At 36.2% G+C, this 21922-nt stretch carries 18 protein-coding genes and 1 tRNA gene; 5 read left to right on the top strand and 14 right to left on the bottom strand.

Features of this window, described 5'->3' with window-relative positions; genetic code table 11:
- The coding region (locus Q0787_RS18480; protein ID WP_298904697.1) for a M14 family zinc carboxypeptidase at nucleotides 1–8705 on the bottom strand (8705 nt) is incomplete at its 3' end.
- 298 nt (nucleotides 8706–9003) lie between these two features.
- Nucleotides 9004–9077, bottom strand: a tRNA-Met gene (locus tag Q0787_RS18475).
- Nucleotides 9078–9205: 128 nt separating this feature from the next.
- Here Q0787_RS18475 and Q0787_RS18470 point away from each other — a divergent pair.
- A complete protein-coding gene (locus Q0787_RS18470) occupies nucleotides 9206–9598 on the top strand; it encodes an START-like domain-containing protein (protein ID WP_298904694.1) in 393 nt (130 codons plus the stop codon).
- A 56-nt stretch (nucleotides 9599–9654) separates the two neighbouring features.
- On the top strand, nucleotides 9655–10500 hold the full coding sequence (locus Q0787_RS18465) for an aminotransferase class IV (RefSeq protein WP_298904691.1): 846 nt from the start codon (nucleotides 9655–9657) through the stop codon (nucleotides 10498–10500).
- Here the strand turns inward: Q0787_RS18465 and Q0787_RS18460 are convergent.
- From Q0787_RS18460 to Q0787_RS18440, 5 genes are all read right to left on the bottom strand, one after another.
- The gene (locus Q0787_RS18460; protein WP_298904688.1) at nucleotides 10497–11057 is read right to left on the bottom strand and encodes a YqgE/AlgH family protein; all 561 of its coding nucleotides are present in this window, start codon (nucleotides 11055–11057) and stop codon (nucleotides 10497–10499) included. The genes Q0787_RS18465 and Q0787_RS18460 overlap by 4 nt on opposite strands.
- A gap of 129 nt (nucleotides 11058–11186) precedes the next feature.
- The gene (locus tag Q0787_RS18455; RefSeq protein WP_091424321.1) at nucleotides 11187–11459 is read right to left on the bottom strand and encodes an HU family DNA-binding protein; all 273 of its coding nucleotides are present in this window, start codon (nucleotides 11457–11459) and stop codon (nucleotides 11187–11189) included.
- A 199-nt stretch (nucleotides 11460–11658) separates the two neighbouring features.
- Nucleotides 11659–12612: a methionyl-tRNA formyltransferase gene (gene fmt / locus Q0787_RS18450; RefSeq protein ID WP_298904673.1), complete on the bottom strand. Its 954-nt coding sequence runs from the start codon at nucleotides 12610–12612 to the stop codon at nucleotides 11659–11661.
- A complete protein-coding gene (locus tag Q0787_RS18445; RefSeq protein WP_298904670.1) occupies nucleotides 12609–14513 on the bottom strand; it encodes an ATP-dependent DNA helicase RecQ in 1905 nt (634 codons plus the stop codon). Before Q0787_RS18445 ends, fmt begins: the two co-directional genes overlap by 4 nt.
- Complete coding sequence (locus Q0787_RS18440; RefSeq protein WP_298904667.1) at nucleotides 14514–15053, bottom strand: ATP-binding protein; 540 nt, start codon at nucleotides 15051–15053, stop codon at nucleotides 14514–14516.
- 90 nt (nucleotides 15054–15143) lie between these two features.
- Here Q0787_RS18440 and Q0787_RS18435 point away from each other — a divergent pair, with 90 nt between their 5' ends.
- The 3 genes from Q0787_RS18435 (at nucleotide 15144) to murA (ending at nucleotide 17490) form a co-directional block, all read left to right on the top strand.
- The gene (locus tag Q0787_RS18435) at nucleotides 15144–15437 is read left to right on the top strand and encodes a DUF493 domain-containing protein (protein ID WP_298904664.1); all 294 of its coding nucleotides are present in this window, start codon (nucleotides 15144–15146) and stop codon (nucleotides 15435–15437) included.
- Nucleotides 15438–15528: 91 nt separating this feature from the next.
- On the top strand, nucleotides 15529–16164 hold the full coding sequence (locus Q0787_RS18430; RefSeq protein WP_298904661.1) for a DUF4290 domain-containing protein: 636 nt from the start codon (nucleotides 15529–15531) through the stop codon (nucleotides 16162–16164).
- A 9-nt stretch (nucleotides 16165–16173) separates the two neighbouring features.
- Nucleotides 16174–17490, top strand: a complete 1317-nt coding sequence (gene murA, locus Q0787_RS18425) for a UDP-N-acetylglucosamine 1-carboxyvinyltransferase (protein WP_298904659.1) — start codon at nucleotides 16174–16176, stop codon at nucleotides 17488–17490.
- A 55-nt stretch (nucleotides 17491–17545) separates the two neighbouring features.
- Here the strand turns inward: murA and Q0787_RS18420 are convergent, their stop codons facing one another.
- From Q0787_RS18420 to Q0787_RS18390, 7 genes are all read right to left on the bottom strand, one after another.
- The gene (locus Q0787_RS18420; protein WP_298904657.1) at nucleotides 17546–18079 is read right to left on the bottom strand and encodes a hypothetical protein; all 534 of its coding nucleotides are present in this window, start codon (nucleotides 18077–18079) and stop codon (nucleotides 17546–17548) included.
- 5 nt (nucleotides 18080–18084) lie between these two features.
- Nucleotides 18085–18480: a hypothetical protein gene (locus Q0787_RS18415; RefSeq protein ID WP_298904654.1), complete on the bottom strand. Its 396-nt coding sequence runs from the start codon at nucleotides 18478–18480 to the stop codon at nucleotides 18085–18087.
- 9 nt (nucleotides 18481–18489) lie between these two features.
- Complete coding sequence (locus Q0787_RS18410; RefSeq protein ID WP_298904651.1) at nucleotides 18490–18852, bottom strand: nuclear transport factor 2 family protein; 363 nt, start codon at nucleotides 18850–18852, stop codon at nucleotides 18490–18492.
- Complete coding sequence (locus tag Q0787_RS18405; RefSeq protein ID WP_298904648.1) at nucleotides 18849–19544, bottom strand: SGNH/GDSL hydrolase family protein; 696 nt, start codon at nucleotides 19542–19544, stop codon at nucleotides 18849–18851. The genes Q0787_RS18410 and Q0787_RS18405 overlap by 4 nt, the downstream gene beginning before the upstream one ends.
- 78 nt (nucleotides 19545–19622) lie before the next feature.
- Complete coding sequence (locus Q0787_RS18400) at nucleotides 19623–20927, bottom strand: deoxyribodipyrimidine photo-lyase (RefSeq protein ID WP_298904645.1); 1305 nt, start codon at nucleotides 20925–20927, stop codon at nucleotides 19623–19625.
- 17 nt (nucleotides 20928–20944) lie between these two features.
- Nucleotides 20945–21412, bottom strand: a complete 468-nt coding sequence (locus Q0787_RS18395) for an SRPBCC family protein (protein ID WP_298904642.1) — start codon at nucleotides 21410–21412, stop codon at nucleotides 20945–20947.
- A 1-nt stretch (nucleotide 21413) separates the two neighbouring features.
- Nucleotides 21414–21875 (bottom strand): TspO/MBR family protein, encoded by a 462-nt coding sequence (locus Q0787_RS18390; RefSeq protein WP_298904640.1) that lies wholly within the window; start codon nucleotides 21873–21875, stop codon nucleotides 21414–21416.
- Nucleotides 21876–21922: the final 47 nt, after the last annotated feature.

Here is a 21922-nt window from a genome sequence, read left to right as displayed (position 1 = left end):
GCCGTTTCATAACATTCTGTTGCAGGTTCTGCTGGTTGTGATCCAGTGACATCCCACGAACAGGTCGTGTTATTAAACGTTGCCGTTTCATAACATTCCGTTGCAGGTTCTGCTGGTTGTGATCCAGTTACATCCCATGAACAAGTCGTATTATTAAACGTTGCCGTTTCATAACATTCAGTTGCAGGTTCTGCTGGCTGACTACCAGTGACATCCCACGAACAAGTCGTGTTATTAAATGTTGCAGTCTCATAACATTCAGTTGCAGGTTCTGCAGGCTGACTACCAGTTACATCCCAAGAACACGTCGTATTATTAAATGTTGCTGTTTCATAACATTCTGTTGCAGGTTCTGCTGGTTGTGATCCAGTCACATCCCATGAACACGTTGTGTTATTAAATGTTGCAGTTTCATAACATTCTGTTGCAGGTTCTGCTGGCTGGCTACCAGTTACATCCCACGAGCACGTCGTATTGTTAAACGTTGCCGTTTCATAACATTCTGTTGCAGGTTCTGCTGGTTGTGATCCAGTGACATCCCACGAACAAGTCGTATTATTAAAGGTTGCAGTCTCATAACATTCCGTTGCAGGTTCTGCTGGCTGACTACCAGTGACATCCCACGAGCAAGTCGTATTATTAAATGTTGCCGTTTCATAACATTCTGTTGCAGGTTCTGCTGGTTGTGATCCAGTGACATCCCACGAACAAGTCGTGTTATTAAATGTTGCCGTTTCATAACACTCTGTTGCAGGTTCTGCTGGTTGTGATCCAGTTACATCCCATGAACACGTCGTATTATTAAACGTTGCAGTCTCATAACATTCCGTTGCAGGTTCTGCTGGCTGACTACCAGTGACATCCCACGAACAAGTCGTGTTATTAAATGTTGCAGTCTCATAACATTCCGTTGCTGGTTCTGCAGGCTGACTACCAGTTATATCCCATGAACAAGTCGTGTTATTAAAGGTTACCGTCTCATAACATTCCGTTGCAGGTTCTGCTGGTTGTGATCCAGTTACATCCCATGAACAGGTCGTATTGTTAAAGGTTGCAGTCTCATAACATTCCGTTGCAGGTTCCGCTGGCTGACTACCAGTTACATCCCACGAGCACGTCGTATTGTTAAAGGTTGCCGTTTCATAACATTCTGTTGCAGGTTCTGCTGGTTGTGATCCAGTGACATCCCACGAACAGGTCGTGTTATTAAATGTTGCAGTCTCATAACATTCCGTTGCAGGTTCTGCTGGTTGTGATCCAGTCACATCCCACGAACAAGTCGTGTTATTAAAGGTTGCCGTTTCATAACATTCAGTTGCAGGTTCTGCTGGTTGACTACCAGTGACATCCCATGAGCACGTTGTATTGTTAAAGGTTGCCGTTTCATAACATTCAGTTGCAGGTTCTGCTGGTTGTGATCCAGTTACATCCCATGAACACGTTGTATTATTAAACGTTGCCGTTTCATAACATTCCGTTGCAGGTTCTGCAGGCTGACTACCAGTTACATCCCACGAGCAAGTCGTATTATTAAAGGTTGCAGTCTCATAACATTCTGTTGCAGGTTCTGCTGGTTGACTACCAGTTACATCCCATGAACACGTTGTATTATTAAAGGTTGCCGTTTCATAACATTCTGTTGCAGGTTCCGCTGGCTGGCTACCAGTTACATCCCACGAGCACGTCGTATTGTTAAAGGTTGCAGTTTCATAACATTCCGTTGCAGGTTCTGCTGGCTGACTACCAGTGACATCCCAAGAACACGTTGTGTTATTAAAGGTTGCCGTTTCATAACATTCTGTTGCAGGTTCTGCTGGTTGACTACCAGTGACATCCCATGAACACGTTGTGTTATTAAACGTTGCAGTCTCATAACATTCCGTTGCAGGTTCTGCTGGTTGACTACCAGTTATATCCCATGAACACGTTGTATTATTAAAGGTTGCCGTTTCATAACATTCTGTTACAGGTTCTGATGGTTGTGATCCAGTTACATCCCACGAGCAAGTCGTGTTATTAAATGTTGCAGTCTCATAACATTCCGTTGCAGGTTCTGCTGGTTGTGATCCAGTGACATCCCATGAACAAGTCGTATTATTAAATGTTGCAGTCTCATAACATTCAGTTGCAGGTTCTGCTGGTTGTGATCCGGTCACATCCCATGAACACGTTGTGTTATTAAACGTTGCAGTCTCATAACATTCTGTTGCAGGTTCTGCTGGTTGTGATCCAGTTATATCCCATGAACACGTTGTGTTATTAAATGTTGCCGTTTCATAACATTCTGTTGCAGGTTCTGCAGGTTGCGTACCAGTGACATCCCACGAACACGTCGTATTATTAAAGGTTGCTGTTTCATAACATTCTGTTGCTGGTTCTGCTGGTTGACTACCAGTAACATCCCACGAGCAAGTCGTATTGTTAAAGGTTGCAGTTTCATAACATTCAGTTGCAGGTTCTGCTGGTTGACTACCAGTTACATCCCATGAACAAGTTGTATTGTTAAAGGTTGCCGTCTCATAACATTCCGTTGCAGGTTCTGCTGGTTGTGATCCAGTTACATCCCACGAGCACGTTGTATTGTTAAAGGTTGCAGTCTCATAACATTCTGTTGCTGGTTCCGCTGGTTGTGATCCAGTCACATCCCATGAACAAGTCGTATTGTTAAAGGTTGCTGTTTCATAACATTCTGTTGCAGGTTCTGCTGGTTGTGATCCAGTCACATCCCATGAGCACGTTGTATTATTAAATGTTGCAGTCTCATAACATTCCGTTGCAGGTTCTGCAGGCTGACTACCAGTGACATCCCATGAGCACGTTGTGTTATTAAAGGTTGCCGTTTCATAACATTCAGTTGCAGGTTCTGCTGGCTGGCTACCAGTGACATCCCACGAGCACGTTGTATTATTAAATGTTGCCGTTTCATAACATTCTGTTGCAGGTTCTGCTGGTTGACTACCAGTTATATCCCATGAACACGTCGTGTTATTAAATGTTGCAGTCTCATAACATTCCGTTGCTGGTTCTGCTGGCTGTGATCCAGTCACATCCCATGAACAAGTCGTATTGTTAAAGGTTGCTGTTTCATAACATTCTGTCGCAGGTTCCGCTGGTTGACTACCAGTTACATCCCACGAGCAAGTCGTGTTATTAAACGTTGCAGTCTCATAACATTCTGTTGCAGGTTCTGCTGGTTGTGATCCAGTGACATCCCATGAACAAGTCGTGTTGTTAAAGGTTGCCGTCTCATAACATTCAGTTGCTGGTTCTGCTGGTTGACTACCAGTTACATCCCAAGAACACGTTGTATTGTTAAAGGTTGCAGTCTCATAACATTCCGTTGCAGGTTCTGCTGGTTGTGATCCAGTGACATCCCATGAACACGTCGTATTGTTAAACGTTGCAGTTTCATAACATTCCGTTGCAGGTTCTGCTGGTTGACTACCAGTTACATCCCATGAACACGTTGTATTATTAAAGGTTGCAGTCTCATAACATTCCGTTGCAGGTTCTGCTGGTTGTGATCCAGTGACATCCCATGAACAGGTCGTGTTATTAAATGTTGCAGTCTCATAACATTCTGTTGCTGGTTCTGCTGGTTGCGTACCAGTTACATCCCATGAACAAGTCGTGTTATTAAAGGTTGCCGTTTCATAACATTCAGTTGCAGGTTCTGCAGGCTGACTACCAGTGACATCCCATGAGCACGTTGTATTGTTAAAGGTTGCAGTTTCATAACATTCCGTTGCAGGTTCTGCTGGTTGCGTACCAGTCACATCCCATGAGCACGTTGTATTGTTAAAGGTTGCCGTTTCATAACATTCTGTTGCTGGTTCCGCAGGCTGACTACCAGTGACATCCCATGAGCACGTTGTGTTATTAAAGGTTGCAGTCTCGTAACATTCTGTTGCAGGTTCTGCAGGCTGACTACCAGTCACATCCCACGAGCAAGTCGTGTTATTAAATGTTGCCGTTTCATAACATTCCGTTGCAGGTTCTGCTGGTTGTGATCCAGTCACATCCCACGAACAAGTCGTGTTATTAAATGTTGCAGTCTCATAACATTCAGTTGCAGGTTCTGCAGGCTGACTACCAGTTACATCCCATGAACAAGTCGTATTATTAAAGGTTGCAGTTTCATAACATTCCGTTGCAGGTTCTGCTGGTTGTGATCCAGTCACATCCCACGAACAAGTCGTATTATTAAACGTTGCAGTCTCATAACATTCTGTTGCAGGTTCTGCTGGTTGCGATCCAGTTACATCCCATGAACACGTTGTATTATTAAAGGTTGCTGTTTCATAACATTCAGTTGCAGGTTCTGCTGGTTGTGATCCAGTTACATCCCATGAACACGTCGTATTGTTAAACGTTGCAGTCTCATAACATTCCGTTGCAGGTTCTGCTGGCTGACTACCAGTGACATCCCACGAACAAGTCGTATTATTAAAGGTTGCAGTCTCATAACATTCCGTTGCAGGTTCTGCAGGCTGGCTACCAGTGACATCCCACGAGCACGTCGTATTGTTAAATGTTGCCGTTTCATAACATTCTGTTGCAGGTTCTGCTGGTTGTGATCCAGTGACTACCCATCTACAAGTTGTATAATTATAATTGGCCGATTCCCAACAGTCTAATCCGGTAGGAGCATCTTGTAATGAAACAGTTACCACTGCGACACAAGTATCAACATTCCCATTGGTGTCAGTTACGGTTAAAGTTACATTGTTAGCTCCTTCGTCAGCACAGGTAAATGCTGTTTGAGAAGCCGCAATTGATGCAATACCACAATTATCAGAAGAACCATTGTTTATATCTGCAGCTGTAATAGTTGCATTTCCGTTAACATCTAATTGTACTGCAATATTTTGACATACAGCAGATGGATCTTGGTTATCAACTACTACATTTACATTAAAAGACGCTGTATTGATATTTCCATTACCATCATTTACAGAATAACTTATAGTTGTTAGTCCGCTAGGAAAAACACTACCGCTATTTAAACCAGTACCATCTGTTCGAGTTGGTGTTAAACCGGTACCACAATTATCAGTAACGGTTGGGTCTGTCCAAGAAGGTTGGTTATTTCCACAGGTTAATGTGATGTTCGAAGGAACTCCTGCAAATACAGGATCTATTTGGTCAACAACAGTTACTACGGCAACACAAGTATCATCTTGACCATCTCCATCGGTTACTGTAAGTGTTACATTGACTGTTCCTATGTCGTTGCAATCAAAAGAATTAATGTTAATGCTTCGTCCAGTAATGGCAACATCATCGGTAGAACCGCCATCAATATCTGTTGGGACTATCGTTGCGTTTCCAGTATTATCTAATTGTACGGTAATATTTTGGCATACGGCATTAGGAGGTGCAGAGCCAGTGGCAACATCAGATGTAATTCCGAAGTTATCTAATGAAATATCACCTTGCCATCCTGTTGACCCGTCAGAGCTCGTTGTTGCACTAAATCTTAGTTTTATAGATTGTCCATCATATAATGACAAATCTACGTTTTGAGTTTTCCAAGCGTCTGTATGAGCATTTTGTTGTGCGCCAGATAAGGTATAATCGCCTAAAGTTGCATAATTAGCGCCATTATCAATACTAACGTCTACTGTAAGCACACCTATAAAACCACCAAACATATGGTAATCAAATGAAAGGGCAGCATTTTCTCTTCCTGTAAAATCTAAGCACGGACTTATGAGTCGAGCTATTTTACTTGGGAAATTAGGGTTAGAAGCTTCGATGAATATGAAACGACTTCCGTCTGATGCTAATGATGGTCCAGTATCAGCAGAAGGTGTTGAGTTTCCATCGCCTTCTTCTGCTTTATTGGTCCAATCGAAGTCGTCGCCCGTATCATTTGTCCATAAGCCAAATGAGTTAGCAACTTCAAAACTTTCAGAGTAAGGGAAAGAACTTATAGAACTTCCAGTACAAGGAACAGCACTTGGTGTTGTGAAATTTTCAGAAGTTGAATATGAAGAAGCCGTAGTGCTACACCTTGTAGCGACTTGTACTTCATAGTTTGTGTTTTCTGAAAGTCCAGTAATATTATATGAATTTGTTGCAATATCTGTGATGGTATTCCATGAACCAGCCCCAATTTCTCTATATCTTACATCATATGTAGCTGAAGGGATATTATCCCATGACACTGAGGCAGAAGTAGGGGTTACCAAGTTTACAACTAGGTTTGAAGGCGCTAAACTATTATCACAAGGAACCTGAAGTCCAATAATTTTAAAATCATCAATAAAAAAACCTTCTGCGTTGGCTGAATAGTTTTCAAATCTGTTATTGCCATCTGTCCTAAACCTAAATCTAAATCGAGCATTCGGAGCTTGGAATAAAGCAGCGTGGTTCGTTGCATCAATAACAACTTCTTCCATTACCCATTTGTCCATACGATCACCATCATAAACTCTACCGCTACTGTTGTTATTTTGTTGGAAAGAGTGACTTGTAGAGGTTTTATCTCCATGCTCATTGGTGGTGAAACTTGTAGCATTTGGTTTATTATAAATACCACAAAGTGAGATCCAATTGGTTCCATCAGTAGATCCTTCGAATTCAACAAAATCGAAGTTACGCTCTAAATCCCATTTTGTATAAAATTGAATAATTACTTCATCAGAAGTTGATAAATCGTGCGTATTTGTGGTAATAGATGTATTTTGGTTTGAACCATAAGACGAGATAGCATTATTACCTGTTTTTATCGCACGACTACCAGAGTATGCAGCACCTACGGCATTTGACGCAGTCCAAGTACCAGATAAATTCCAGTTTGTGGTTATTGAATTTGCATCAGGATCATCGGCCAAAATTACTGTAGGTTGATAATATTTTTCAACGTTTATATCATAAAATACATTTGTACCATCTGACAATTGCACATTATATTCAATTTTATCATTAGGTTGAATACTTCCGTTTAAAACGATTTGGGCAGTCACATTGTTTTGATCTAAAATGTTCATTCCAGTTTGAACAGGAACAGAAGCTATAGAAACAATATTGGCTGAAATAGGAGTTACAGTTAATGTAAAATTACTTGCAGTTTGTCCAATACGTTCAATACCGAAGGTTAAATTGGAAGTAAGTGTATTAATATCACTTTGGGTTAAATCGTGCAGTTTTGCATATTTACCTCCATAATAGGCATTCATTAAATTAATTCTAACTGCTCTTGCAGCAATGATTTCGATTTCAGATATACCATTGGTTTGCGTTGGATTAGGCCAGAAACCTCCTTCACTTCCAAAACTACCATGTTCAGGAGTAGACGCTAAGATATTTCTACCAGACCCTACGGACGCAGGGCTACTATCATTTGGATATGAATTATTAGCATTACTAGTTGTGTTACCGTTATCTGCAGTACCACCTAACATCCAATCATCGGCAATACCATTTGCAGGAGTGAAAATTGTTGCTCCAGATACATATCTATTAAATCTAGACATATCTTCGTGCCATTGGTGCATTTCGTCTTCTCTATTTGACACACGAGTAGGAACACCTCCATATGGATGCGGAATAGCATTAGCCGCAGAGTGATGCATCAAGCAAGTTTCAAAATTTCTAGCTAAAACGAAATCTCTTAAAATTTGTGCCTCGGGTTCAGAGAAAGGGGCAGGGCCTCTATAGGTGTCACTTGAAGGCACATCCGATGACCCACTTGAGTCTCCATCTGCTCCCCACAGGTAATCAAAATTTCTATTAACATCAACACCTCTTGTTGCGGTTGAGTTAGAGGTACTACCTGTATTTGGTCTACAGTTCTTTCTTTGGAACGTACCACCACCAGAATTTAAATGCTGATTCCAGCGCAAGCCATCAGGGTTTACAACTGGAATAAAATATAATTCATTATTGTCTACTAAATTTTTAATAGCAGGATCTGTATTGTAGTTTTCAAGAAGATACCACATGAAGTACATGTTACTCATTAAACTACTTACCTCTCTAGCATGTATCATCGATGTATACAGTATTTGAGGTTTGCTTCCTTCAGGGGAAGATTGGTCTCCAGTAATCCTCACATACCATATAGTTTTAGGGTTCCATCTGGTAGTTCCTTGTCCTGTATATGTTAATCCGTTATTAGTAATTGTACCTGATGGGTTTCCCCAGGTTGTTTGATTGGTTGGAGAGGCATCTGCCTTAGCCGAAATTAGACTGGGATAGTTAGCAAACATTTCGTCCAGTTCTGTTTCCATTTCGTCAACTGTTAAACAACCACCAAGGGATCCTTGATGATAATTAGTTGGTTTTGTCCAATCGACTTCTTCACATCCAGTATACTGTAAATAGTTATCAAGGATGGTACTTGCAATCGATCGATTACTTACACTAGGTTGATTACTTGATTTAAATTGAGCATAAGCATCATCTATTGTTATTTCGGAATGACTCCTTTCTTGATAGAATTGCGTAAGGTCTTCAACGGTAACGTTGTATTTAATTCCGGCATTATCAATTTGGTTTAATTGTTCCATTGACAATTCTAATTGAATAGTATTGTCTTTGTATACTGCTCCACATCTTAAATCAATACCAATATTTAGTAAGGTTTGTAAGGTGGTTTCAGAATTATTATTAATGATAATGCGCTTGTAAGTTTCTTGCGCAAATGAAGTTTGAACTACTAAAAATAGTAGCACAATTAAGCAGGTAATTTTTCTCATTAGTTTGGGGTTTAATGAATTTATGTCAATTAATTAGGTCGCTAATATATCAATTTATTTCAATTTTACTCCACAAAATGCAAAAAAAACCGTTGAAATGCATTTTTTTAACATTTGAAAATTATTGTGTAAGAATTAATTGACTGAAAACCAATGAATTGTTAAAATTTTAAGATTTTCAGAAATTTTAAGGTTTTTGGGGCAAATATTGAATTTTAGAGGAGAATCGTTAAACGGTAACATAACAACCGTTAGATAAGGACAAAAAAAAACCTAATGAAGACATTAGGTTTTCTTGTAGCGAGAGGGAGATTTGAACCCCCGACCTCCGGGTTATGAATCCGACGCTCTAACCAACTGAGCTACCTCGCCATTTATGAGGGTGCAAATATAAAAACAAAATTTATCTGAACAAACATAAAATGCGCAAATTATTTTTTTTGACTTTTAGTTTTAAACTCAACAATTAATGTATATATTGACAACATAATTATATACCTATGGAAGACAAAATTAAAATTGAGATGGAGTTTGTTATTCACGCTTCGCCACAACTTTTATATCAATATATATCTACACCCTCTGGATTATCGGAATGGTTTGCTGATAATGTTAACTCGAGAGGAGAGTTATTTACGTTTATTTGGGACGGAAGTGAGGAAAAAGCGAAATTGTTGAGTAAGAAAAGCGGAGAACGCATTAAGTTTAGATGGCTAAATGATGAAGAAGATGGAGCTTCTTACTTTTTTGAAATACGAATTCAAGTAGATGAAATAACCAAAGATGTCTCAATTATTGTTACTGATTTTTCAGAAGATGATGAAATTGAAGAAGTAAAAATGCTTTGGGATAATCAAATTTCAAGTTTAAAACAAGTTTTAGGTTCTGCTTAGAACTTGTGAATCATATTAGTTTTATATTTGTCTCGATTTTTAATCGAGACTTTTTTATGATAAATCTTAGCGGTGAACTGACAGAAGACACGGAGATTATAACCCATGATAATAGAGGTTATAATTATGGGGATGCCCTTTTTGAAACGATGAAAGTTGTTCATGGTAAAATTTTGTTTTGGGAAGATCATTATTTCAGATTGATGGCTTCTATGCGTATCATGCGCATGGATATTCCTATGAATTTCACTATGGAATTTCTTGAAGCTGAAATTTTAAAGACTGTTGAAGCCAACACACTTATTAAGTCAACCGCTAGAGTTAGGTTAAATATAAATAGGGGTGTAGGAGGTAAGTATCTTCCAAAAGATGAAAAAATATCATATTATATTGTAGTTGAACCATTACAAAGCGACTTTTATTTGGCATCTACGGTACAGACTTATACTGTAGACTTATATAAAGACCATTTTGTTGCCCCTGGATTATTGTCTACTTTAAAAACCAATAACAGAGCTTTAAATGTTTTAGCTAGTATTTATGCTAAGGAAAATAATTTTGATAATTGCTTGTTGTTAAACACCAATAAACATGTGATTGAAGCACTACAAGGGAATGTGTTTATGGTATCTGGCGAAACCATTAAGACTCCTCCATTAAATGATGGTTGTATAAAGGGTATTATGAGAAAACAAATTTCTGATGTGATATTGAATTCTGGAGATTATATTTTAGAGGAAGCCTCGATATCTCCTTTTGAGCTTCAAAAAGCTGATGAATTGTTTATTTCTAATGTTATTATTGGTATTCAACCAGTTTTGAAATATCGTAAAAAGGAGTATAGTACTAAAGTTTCCGAAGATATTTTGAGACGATTAAATACGAAGTTGAGATTGTCTTAGTTATAACTAGGATTTTCTGGAGCATTCGACCATAGCGAGTAATCTCCTCCAAGTTCTAACATTTTTTCCTTCCAAAATGAATCGCAACACTTTTCAATAAGTTCATTTTTATAAACATTTTCAGAAATTATCCAAGCATTAGATTCGAGTTCACTGTCTAATTGCTTAGCATCCCAGCCTGAATATCCTAGAAAAAATCTTATATCTGCTGGTGTTAGTTTATTATCGTTTAGTAGCTCTAAGACGGCATCAAAATTTCCTCCCCAAAAGACACCATGTGAAATCTCTATACTATCAGGAATTAAATTTGGAACTTGATGAATAAAATATAGGTTATCCTGTTCAACAGGGCCACCATTATGAACCTTAAATGTAGCTTCGGTTTCTGGAATCAGATCTCTTAGTGTATACTCAAGAGGTTTGTTTAAAATAAACCCAATAGATCCTTGCTCATTATAATCGGCCAATAAGATAACTGACCTATTAAAAGATAAGTCGCCAATAATAGACGGTTCGGCTATTAAAAGATGTCCTTTTTTGGGCTTTGAGCTAATCATTTTTTTCTATGATTTACGTACTAATCTAAAACATATTTTCCTAATAACCAATAATTTTCAACATAAAGGGTATCTAAAACAAAAAAGCCCACTTTAAAGTGAGCTTTTCGTAATCTATTTAAAGAAATACTAGTTTACAGCATTGCTTAAATCAGAACCAGCTTTAAACTTTACTACGTTTTTAGCTTTGATTTGTATTGTTTTACCAGTTTGAGGGTTTCTTCCTTCTCTTGCAGATCTTCTTGAAACTGACCAAGAACCAAATCCTACTAAAGAAACTCTGTTTCCTTTTTGTAAAGATCCTTCGATGTCAATTAATAATGAATCTAATGCCTTCTTAGCAGCTGCTTTAGTAATTCCAGCGTTCTCTGCCATCCCATTGATTAAATCTGTTTTGTTCATAAAATTTGTATTTTAAAATTGTTAAAAAAATAGTTGGGTTAAACGTTATCGTTAAATCCGTCTACAAATTTATACGTAAAATCAACCTACGCAAGTAATAGCAAGGGAAATACAAGGATTTGTTGATAACTTAGAGCATTTGTTAATAAAGGTTTGCATTTCATCGGATATTTTTCAAATATCAATGTATACAGGGGTTCTAGAGCATTTTGGCATTTCTCTCAAAATTGTATCCATTTAATAATGACTTAACCTCCATTTTTCGTTTTCCTGGAAGTTGTAATTCTTTAATATTTATGTAACCATCTCGTACAGCAATCTTTAATTCATCTTTACTGCTAAATAATGCTCCATTTTCATAACTATGGCTATGATGTTCCTTTTCAACTTTAAAAATTTTGACGTTTAAAGTATCCTCACCATTTATGAGTTCGCACCAAGCAGCAGGAAAAGGGTTTAAACCACGTATCTTATTATATATAGTATCAACATCTAAGTTCCAATCTACTTTACAGTTCTCTCGATTAAGTTTATAAGCTGTTTTTAAATTGGCTGTTTTTGGTTGTATCACTGTTTTTACATCTCCATTTTCTATAAGGTCTACGGTCTTTAATACAAGAGAACTTCCAATAAACATTAACTTGTCATGTAGAGATCCAACAGTCTCATCAGTTTGGATGTCAACTTCATCCTGAAGGATTATGGCTCCTGTGTCAATTTTTTCATCAATAAAAAACGTTGTTAAGCCCGTTTTAGTTTCTCCATTAATAATAGCCCAATGTATAGGAGCGGCACCACGATAGTTTGGTAAAAGAGATGCGTGCAAGTTAAAGGTTCCATAACTTGGCATATTCCAAACAACTTCAGGAAGCATTCTAAAAGCAACAACGATTTGAAGATTGGCATTTAGATCTCTTAGTTCCTTTATAAAATCTTCATTTTTAAGATTTGTAGGCTGTAATACATTTAAATTATGTGCAATGGCATACTTCTTAACCGCAGATTGGTTGAGTTTTCGTCCGCGTCCTGAAGGTTTATCTGGTGCGGTAATAACACCAACAATATTATAATTGTTATCTACAAGTGCCTTTAATGTTGCTACTGCAAAATCGGGCGTTCCCATAAATATAATTTTTAATTCTGATCTCTTCATGTGTGTTTTAATTTATATCTGTTGCCTATTGTTGTTACTATGATATCATGCTCTAATAGTAATTGTATACATGCTATAACGTCTTCTTTTTCTATTGGTAACTGCTCTGTTAACTCTCTAGAACTTAAAGGTTTTTGCTCTAATGCTTGGACAATGTGTTGTCTAGTTGTTTTAAAATTTGAATGTGTTTTAGAACTATTTCGAGATGTACAAACAGAGCATTGACCACAATCATCTTTATAGTCTTCGCCAAAGTAATTGAGTAGTTGTATGCTTTTACATACTGATGTGTTTTTGACATAATCTAATACCGAATGTACCTGAAAACGTTTAAGTTCTTGTTGTTGTTCGACAACTTTAGCAATTCTATGTATTGTTTTATCATCCTCACGAGGTTGAAGAAAAATAACTTCAGAATCGGTATTAGAAAATAAAAAATCTACGATTCCATCCTTTTGAAGTGCCTCTAAATTTCGAATGACTTCTTTTTCATCTGTGGAAGATTTATCTGCAATTAGTTTAAGGTTGATGGCAAGCTGATGTTCAAAAATACCACCATAAGTCCTCAAAATTGTTTTGACGATCGTATTATATTGAGGGCGTGTTTCTAAATAAGAAAACATTGCTGTGTTACTTACAATAAACTGAAGTTTAGTTTTATAATTAAACTGTTGCGATAGTTTAATTATGCTATTTCTATCTAAAAGTTGGAGCGTGTTAAATGCTTTCGAACTTTTAAACCCGTAGACTTTACAGAAATCACTAAAATTAAAACGATGTGTTGTTAGTTCTCCTTCGCCATAGGATATTTGAAAGTAGTTGCATAGTTTTCTATATACGAGTTTCATATCGTTGATAGACGGTAAACTATTGATGAATTGATTTTTTAAAACGTTTTCATCAGATGCGTTTGTTAATAGAATAGCATAAGCGTTTTCATTATTTCGTCCTGCGCGTCCAGCTTCTTGATAGTAGCTTTCTAGACTTTCAGGTAGGTTAATATGTATTACTGTTTTTACATCTGGTTTATCAATTCCCATACCAAAAGCAGTAGTTGCTACCATAATGTTTTTTTTGTTATTCATCCATTGGTATAATCGCTCTTGTTTATCTTTCGTTGGAATTCCGCCGTGGAAAAAAGTAGAACTAAACCCTTTTTTCTCTAAAATGTTATGAATATCAATACTCATCTTTCGGCTACGTACATAAATAATGGAAGACCCAGAATGCTCTTTTAATATACGCTCTAGGTCGTAAATTTTATCTTCACTAGATACAACTTGATAGGCTATATTTGGTCTAATGAAGGAGGCTTTAAATACCTTTGGGGATATAAAATCTAGCGCTTCCATAGTTTCCTCAATAACTTTTGGCTTAGCGGTTGCTGTTAAAGCGACTACGTTTACACTAGGTTGTAGTTGTCTTAAAAGTGTTATGTTTTTGTAAGCTGGTCTAAAGTCGTTTCCCCATTGACTGATACAATGTGCCTCGTCTACAGCAATAAGATTCACATTCATTTGCTCAATACGATGCTTTACAATGTCTTGTTGTAATCGTTCTGGAGATAAGTATAAAAACTTATAATTTCCGTAGATACAATTGTCTAGAAGAGTGTCTAATTCATTATACTTAATACCGCTTGTAATGGCCATAGCTTTAATACCTTTTTCTTTTAGGGTATTTACTTGGTCTTTCATAAGTGCTATTAACGGAGATACAACGATGCAAATGCCGTCTTTAATAAGTGCGGGAATTTGAAAGCATACAGATTTGCCACCACCAGTTGGCAAAAGAGCAAAGGTGTCGTTGTTTTCTAATATGGACTCAATAATCTCTTCTTGATATGGTCTAAACGACGTATGATTCCAATACTGTTCTAATATGTTAATGGGATGTGCCATTTAGTCATTTAAGGCGTCTAGAATAAAATCTGCACGCTGTTCTATACTTGCAAAAGGGACATCAATAAGTTCATAACCAAAACGTTGATACGTGTCTAATAAGGCATGGTGAATTTCAATGGCCTGATCGAAATTTTCATAACGTTCACTATCACTCACAAAAATCTCCTGCCAAGGAGCTAAAACAAAGACTTTATCATAAACATGCGCCTCACAAGTTTCTGTAAAGTACTTTGGATAATCACTCTTTACATAGTCCATATAGGCAAGAACATCTGGTAAACCTCTATCCAGAAATATAAGTTCTTTTTCAATGGTTTCGGCATCTAAAAATTGTTGAGTTCTTGCTTTGAGAAGCAATTCACTAAAGAGTAAAGGCTTGGTTAAGAATAGTTGTTCAATTCCCTCTCTTCTTGCATCTAAAGTCACCTGTCTTGAAACTTCTTCAAAGCAGATATGATTTCTAGATATTAATTCATTTATAATGGACGATTTCCCCGTTCCAGGTCCACCAGTTATAACAATTTTTCTCGTATTCAAATTGGCAAGGTTTTGGTTGTAAAATTAACAATAATTAGGTAAAGCAAAATGCAAAGTAAAATGTATCTTTGTTTCCGAAGAAAAAATGTTATGAGTGCACAAAAAAAATCAGAAGAATTTTACAAAAAATTAAGGAACCAATTGTACGAAACTGCAAGCTGGCCTTCAGAATATCTTTATAAGTTTATTGTACCAACAGATCCTGAGAAGATTAAGCAGATAGAAGGTTTGTTTGATAACCTAGGAGCTGTAATTAATACTAAAGAGTCTGGAAAAGGAACATATACAAGTGTATCGGTAAATTTACAGATGAAAGATCCCGATGCTGTTATCGCTAAATATAAGGAAGTAGCTGATAAAGTAGAAGGCGTTATTTCTTTATAAAAAGCGGTTTCGATAACTATTTTTTTGTATTTTGCAAGCACATGCAGATGTACTTCGAGCATGATATACAAATACTACACAAATTTATATTTTGATAGACGATTTAGAATACAACACAGAGCGTGAACATTTGATTATTCCTGAGTATGGAAGACATCTTCAGAAAATGATAAATTACGCCAAAGATTTACCAACGAAGGAAGAGCGCAATAAGGTGGCAAAATCCATTATTAATGTCATGGGAAATTTGCAGCCGCATCTAAGGGATGTGCCAGATTTTCAACATAAATTATGGGATCAGCTATTTATTATGGCCGATTTTGAATTGGATGCAGATTCACCTTATCCAAAACCTTCAAAGGAGGAGTTAAACGAAAGTCCAGAACCGTTAAGATACCCACAAAATCATCCAAAATATCGTTTCTACGGAAATAATATTAAAACAATGATTGATGTAGCCAATACATGGGAAGATGGGGAGCTAAAGGAAGCATTGGTATATACTATTGCTAACCACATGAAAAAATGCTTTTTAAACTGGAATAAAGATACCGTTGAAGACGATGTTATTTTTGAGCATTTATTTGAGCTCTCAGGAGGTCAAATCAACTTAAGGGGAAGTGATGAAGATTTATCGGACTCATCAAGTTTAATGCGAAACAAGAAGAAATATTCTAACAATAAAAAGTCGCATCATAAAAAAAATAAAAACAGAAAACGCTACTAATCATACTTCATGGCAACATTTATTATTGAAGGAGGTCACCAATTAAAAGGGAAAATCCAACCACAAGGCGCAAAAAACGAGGCATTACAAATTTTATGTGCAGTACTCTTAACTGCAGAGGAGATTCGAATTGATAATATTCCTGATATTATTGATGTTAATAAATTAATTGCTCTGTTAAAAAAGCTAGGTGTTAAAATTAATAATGTAGGAAAAGGATCTTACACTTTTAAGGCCGATGATATAAATCTTAAATATTTAGAATCTGCAGAATTCAAGGAAGATGGAAAGGGCTTAAGAGGTTCTATTATGATTGTTGGCCCATTATTAGCGCGCTTCGGAAAAGGATATATTCCTAAGCCGGGAGGAGATAAAATTGGGCGTAGACGTTTAGATACACACTTTGAAGGGTTTATTAACCTTGGTGCAAAATTTAGATATAACAAAGAAGACTATTTCTATGGTGTAGAGGCAGATAAACTAAAAGGTGCTTATATGCTTTTAGATGAAGCCTCGGTTACAGGAACAGCAAATATTGTTATGGCTGCTGTACTTGCTGAAGGGACAACCACAATTTATAATGCTGCTTGTGAGCCTTATTTACAGCAATTGTGTAAGATGCTTAATAGAATGGGCGCCAAAATAAGTGGTGTTGGTTCTAATATGTTAATCATTGAAGGTGTTGATATATTAGGAGGAACAACACATAGAATGCTTCCTGATATGATTGAAATAGGAAGTTGGATAGGATTGGCGGCAATGACTAAAAGTGAGCTCACAATTACTAATGTAAGTTGGGACGATTTAGGTCAGATTCCTGATGTATTCCGAAAAATAGGAATAACGATAGAGCGTCAAGGTGATGATATCCATATTCCAGCACATATTAATGGTTATGAAGTTCAAAATTATATTGATGGTTCTATTTTAACCGTTGCTGATGCCCCATGGCCAGGATTTACACCAGATTTATTAAGTATTGTTTTAGTGGTGTTAACACAAGCCAGAGGAAGTGCACTGGTACATCAAAAAATGTTTGAAAGCCGATTGTTTTTTGTAGATAAACTCATTGATATGGGAGCAAAAATCATTCTTTGTGATCCGCATCGTGCTACTGTAATTGGTCACGATTTTAAATCACAACTAAAGGCAACAACAATGACTTCACCAGATATTAGAGCAGGTGTATCCTTGTTAATTGCTGCCTTATCTGCAAGAGGTACATCAACAATTCATAATATAGAACAAATTGATAGGGGTTATGAAAATATTGACGAGCGTTTGAGAGCCATTGGAGCCAAGATAACACGTGTTGAAGGAAATTAACCTTTCTAGACTAGTATAAAAAAAGCCTCAATTTATTGAGGCTTTTTTTATTCAGTTATTCAAGTATATAAAAAGGATTGTGGTTTTTAATTTGATTCAAAAGTACTTCTGAAGTTTCAAGTTTTTGACCATCTTTATTGTAAAATAGCCAATCGTCTTTAGGATGACTATAATGTATTTTCTCACTCCCTGCACAGCTCGTCGCAATTTCTTTTATGCTTAAATCGTATGTCCCTACAGCTCGTAACTGTCCATTGTTATAATAGTATTTCCATTTACCAATTTTATAGTTATAAACTTGCTCACAGGGACCAGCAAAGCAACATTGTACATATAAACCAGATTTATATTGTCCTGTTTCTTTTAATTTTCCGTTTATATGATATTCGTTCCAACGACCAAATTTTCCATGAAAATCAGGTAAAAGGTCAGGATTATAAATTCCAACGCTTCTAATAGGTCCATCTCTATAATACTCAACTGCATGGTCAAATGCTACAAAAGACACATCGCTATTTTCATCTTTACAACTAACAAAACTTAAGATGAAAAGGCCTAAAAAAGAGATTGCCTTACGAGTTAAAACCATTTAGATTAATTTAAATGTTTTGCATCTGTTCCAAAAAGTATTTTCCTGAATTCAGCAGGTTTTTTGTTATTTAATAAATTCAATGGTCCTTTTGCATCTATAAGTTCTCTAAAGTGCTTTTCGCGATGATCAAATTGCATTTTGTTTTTATATGTCGTTATTAATATCAAATGAAAAGGTGCTTCTTCGCTATATACATTTTCTAAAATCTGAAAAGAATCGATATAGCCCTTTTCTATAGCTTCAATTCGAAGCACTTTCCAGTTGTTATTGTAATAGTGCATAACTTCGTCTACGTGATCATTCTGGATTTGTACAAAATCCATACTAGACATTTTTTGTTCCTGCTGTGCATGAATAAAGTTGATCGATAATAAGACAATTAAAATATAATATTTCATAGCTAAGTATTATCCCATTGAATAGAAAAATTGTTCGTTGGAAATCTTTCCGTCTTTCACCTCAAAAACAGCAACTTCCTGCATTTGTTGTCTCCCACGATCTTTAAAAGTAACGTCAAACGTCATTTTTGTTGTGAAATGATTATCTACAACTGTTGGCTCACTAATTTCTCCACCATGCCATTCTGCAACATTGTCTAACCATGCTTTGTTTTTGTTCCAAACATTTTGTTTTCCTGAAACGATTTCATCTGGCATTCCAGGCATTTCTTTGCTCACTACATTTTCAGCATAAAGTTCATTAATACAGTCAAGGTTTTGACCTTCTCTACACATTTGTGTCCATTTTTGTGCAACGTCTTTTGTGTTCATTTTTTTTGATTTTGATTATTGATTAATTCGATTATGGTATCAAACGATTTTTTATTAGTCATCCAAGTTTTTGATGATTTAAATGAAAGATCGCTTATATTTTTATTAGGATAAATGGTGTTGAATATAGTTAATGCAGCCAAAAAACTTCCTGCTTTTGATGGGTGGAAGCCATCTACACTATATAGGTTCTCTAATGCTTTATTTGCGTCATATGTCTTCCATATAACACCCACAGGGCAAAGTAGTGCTTTGTTTTGTTTAGCAGCGAATTTGTGGTTAGCGATAACACCATCAAAGGTGTAATAATAGTTTTTGGATGGCCATACCATGAAATAGACCAATTGGCTTCCATGTTCTTCGCAAAGTGCTTTAATTTTTGCGCCATCACTCAAGAGCATCTGCCTACCATCATTTTGTGAGGAAGGTCCTTGTTGAATAATGACATAGTCAAATTTCCCAGTTTTAATATACTTCTGTAATTTACCATCGTTCCAATGATCTATTAAGGCATAATTTGGATAACATAATGAAGTGGTTGTAATCGTTTCATTAAAATTTGAAGCAATTTGCTCTACAATTTTAGGTAAGTCATTGGTGTAGGTTAAACTATTTCCAACAAACAAGACTTGCTTGGATTTATCTTGAGAATAAATTGATAACGACAAGAAAAGAATCCAAATAAAACGCAAAAGCATAAGACTTTATAAAAGTTAAGAACTTAAATTTAATAAAAAGAAATTATCAGATTCTTAAAAATATGTTATCATTTATTGCAACGCTAGCTTATAAGTTTTTAGACAGCGTTCTCTGGCTTCCTTGTGATTTACAATGGGACTTGGATAAGTTAATTCTTGATATTCTGGAACCCACTTTTTTATATACTCATGATCTTTATCGAATTTCTGAATTTGTGAAGTAGGATTGAAAATTCTAAAATATGGAGCAGCATCAACGCCTGAACCTGCGACCCATTGCCAATTTCCAACATTACTTGCCATCTCGTAGTCATGTAATTTTTCGGCAAAATAAGCCTCTCCCCATCTCCAATCTATTAATAAGTGTTTACATAAAAAACTACCAACTAGCATACGCACTCGGTTATGCATAAAACCTGTTTTATTAAGTTGCCTCATACCAGCATCAACAAGTGGATAACCTGTTTTGCCCTCACACCATAATTTGAATTCATCCTCATTATTACGCCATTCTATTCTATCATATTTTGGTTTAAAGGAATGATTAACAGTGTGGGGAAAATGCCATAAGATTTGCATAAAAAACTCTCTCCAAATTAACTGTTGCCAGAAGATTTCATGGTTTTCAAGAATCGCTTTCTTTACGATGTGACGAATACTAACAGTACCAAAGCGCAGGTAAGGGCCTAAATGAGATGTTGCATCTTTGGAAGGGAAATTTCTTGTGGCCTCATAGTTTTGAATTATGTTTGGATTTACAATATAATGCGTAATGTCTTGATTTGACTTAGTGAACCCTATGTCTAATAATGTAAGGCTAGGAAAATTAGAACTTTTAATGAGGTTGTTGAGGTAGACATTAGTGTTAAAAGCGTCAAGTTTGAGAGATTTATATTGTGCTTTCCAAGTCCTCATATAGGGTGTATAAACAACGTATGGATTTCTATCTTTTTTTACCACCTCGCTTTTTTCGAAAATAACTTGATCCTTGAATGTTTTGAACTTTATGTTACTATGCGATAATATTGTCTTGACGTCATCATCACGTTGCCTAGCATATGGTTCATAATCATGATTGGAGTACACTTCTTGGATGTTATAGTTTTGAATTAACTGCTTATAAATGTTTACGGGTTCACCATAAAATAGAGCAATGCCACTTCCATGTTCCTTACCAAGTGTACGATGCATATCTTGCAACGTATTAAATATAAAGGTCACTCTAGCGTCATTTTCGGGAAGATTTCTTAGTATTTCAGAATCGAAAATAAATACAGGTAAAACAGGATATTTGCCCTTTAGAGCCTCGTAAAAACCAACGTTATCATCTAGTCGTAAATCACGTCTAAACCAAAAAATACTTAGCGGTTGTTTCATAGGCAAATTGATGATTTTTACGTGTTGTAAATTCCGAATAGTTCTTCTAGTTTTTTCGCACGATAGCTAAAAATTTCTTCTAGTTTTGGTTTTACAACTATGGGGTGAACTAGCTCACCTAAAACTCCAAATGGTAATTTGTAATCAATGATGTCTTCCATTTCCACACCACCATCAATAGCTTTGATAAAGTGTTTGTGATGCCATAAAGCATAAGGTCCAAAACGCTGTTCATCAACAAAATACTTTTGATCTACAATATGAGTAATCTCGGTTACCCATTTGGTTTTAATACCCAAAACAGGAGTTACTAAATATTGAATTATCTGCCCTTCATACATTGGACGATCGGCTCCAGAAATAATTTTAAAACCCATATAGTCTGGTGTTATTGTTTTTAGGTTGTTAGGGTTAGATAAAAACTCCCAAGCCATCTTAATTGAGATTGGCAAATTTTGTTTTTTATGTAGTGTGTAAATTTTCAAATTAGTTGTATAAAACGATATATAAGTTAAGGGATGTGGCTATGCATAACCAAATTAAATAAGGTAATATAAGAAGTGACTTAATTTTTAGATCCTTTATATACGTTATTAAAAACGCCAAAACTATCATAGTTAGCAATGCAATACTTATTAACGAAGCTGTTATGAATTTTTGATCAAAGAAGATGTAATTCCAGCTTACATTGAGTACAAACTGTATGATAAATAATATTAGAACTTTTCTGGTCGGTCTTTTTGAATAAAGAAAGGCCATATAGCATGAAAAACAGACCATAATAGTGGTCCAAGCGGCTCCAAATACCCAGCCATCGGGTGTCCAAGGTGCTTTTTCAAGTTGAAGATACCAAGCTCCTTGAGCTCCACCATTCATAAGCCATGAGCCAATACCAAGGGCAGAGAAATTAATAATTGCGAATATAATAAGGTACTTGAGAAACTTCACTTCTGGTTGATTTTAAAAAAATGAGCGTAATAGATTAACGTTATATA

This window comes from uncultured Psychroserpens sp. (assembly GCF_947492715.1).
Classification (GTDB): Bacteria; Bacteroidota; Bacteroidia; order Flavobacteriales; family Flavobacteriaceae; genus Psychroserpens.
The sequence above is the reverse complement of the archived record's forward strand: the minus strand, read 5'-3'. Positions and strand labels throughout refer to the sequence as shown.

Coding starts and splice junctions, on each gene's coding strand:
- Q0787_RS18415 (WP_298904654.1), bottom strand. CDS start 18,480: ATGAAATATTATATTTTAATTGTCTTATTATCGATCAACTTTATTCAT.
- Q0787_RS18470 (WP_298904694.1), top strand. CDS start 9,206: ATGGAAGACAAAATTAAAATTGAGATGGAGTTTGTTATTCACGCTTCG.
- murA (WP_298904659.1), top strand. CDS start 16,174: ATGGCAACATTTATTATTGAAGGAGGTCACCAATTAAAAGGGAAAATC.
- Q0787_RS18465 (WP_298904691.1), top strand. CDS start 9,655: ATGATAAATCTTAGCGGTGAACTGACAGAAGACACGGAGATTATAACC.
- Q0787_RS18420 (WP_298904657.1), bottom strand. CDS start 18,079: ATGGTTTTAACTCGTAAGGCAATCTCTTTTTTAGGCCTTTTCATCTTA.
- Q0787_RS18445 (WP_298904670.1), bottom strand. CDS start 14,513: ATGGCACATCCCATTAACATATTAGAACAGTATTGGAATCATACGTCG.
- Q0787_RS18400 (WP_298904645.1), bottom strand. CDS start 20,927: ATGAAACAACCGCTAAGTATTTTTTGGTTTAGACGTGATTTACGACTA.
- Q0787_RS18460 (WP_298904688.1), bottom strand. CDS start 11,057: ATGATTAGCTCAAAGCCCAAAAAAGGACATCTTTTAATAGCCGAACCG.
- Q0787_RS18410 (WP_298904651.1), bottom strand. CDS start 18,852: ATGAACACAAAAGACGTTGCACAAAAATGGACACAAATGTGTAGAGAA.
- fmt (WP_298904673.1), bottom strand. CDS start 12,612: ATGAAGAGATCAGAATTAAAAATTATATTTATGGGAACGCCCGATTTT.
- Q0787_RS18435 (WP_298904664.1), top strand. CDS start 15,144: ATGAGTGCACAAAAAAAATCAGAAGAATTTTACAAAAAATTAAGGAAC.
- Q0787_RS18455 (WP_091424321.1), bottom strand. CDS start 11,459: ATGAACAAAACAGATTTAATCAATGGGATGGCAGAGAACGCTGGAATT.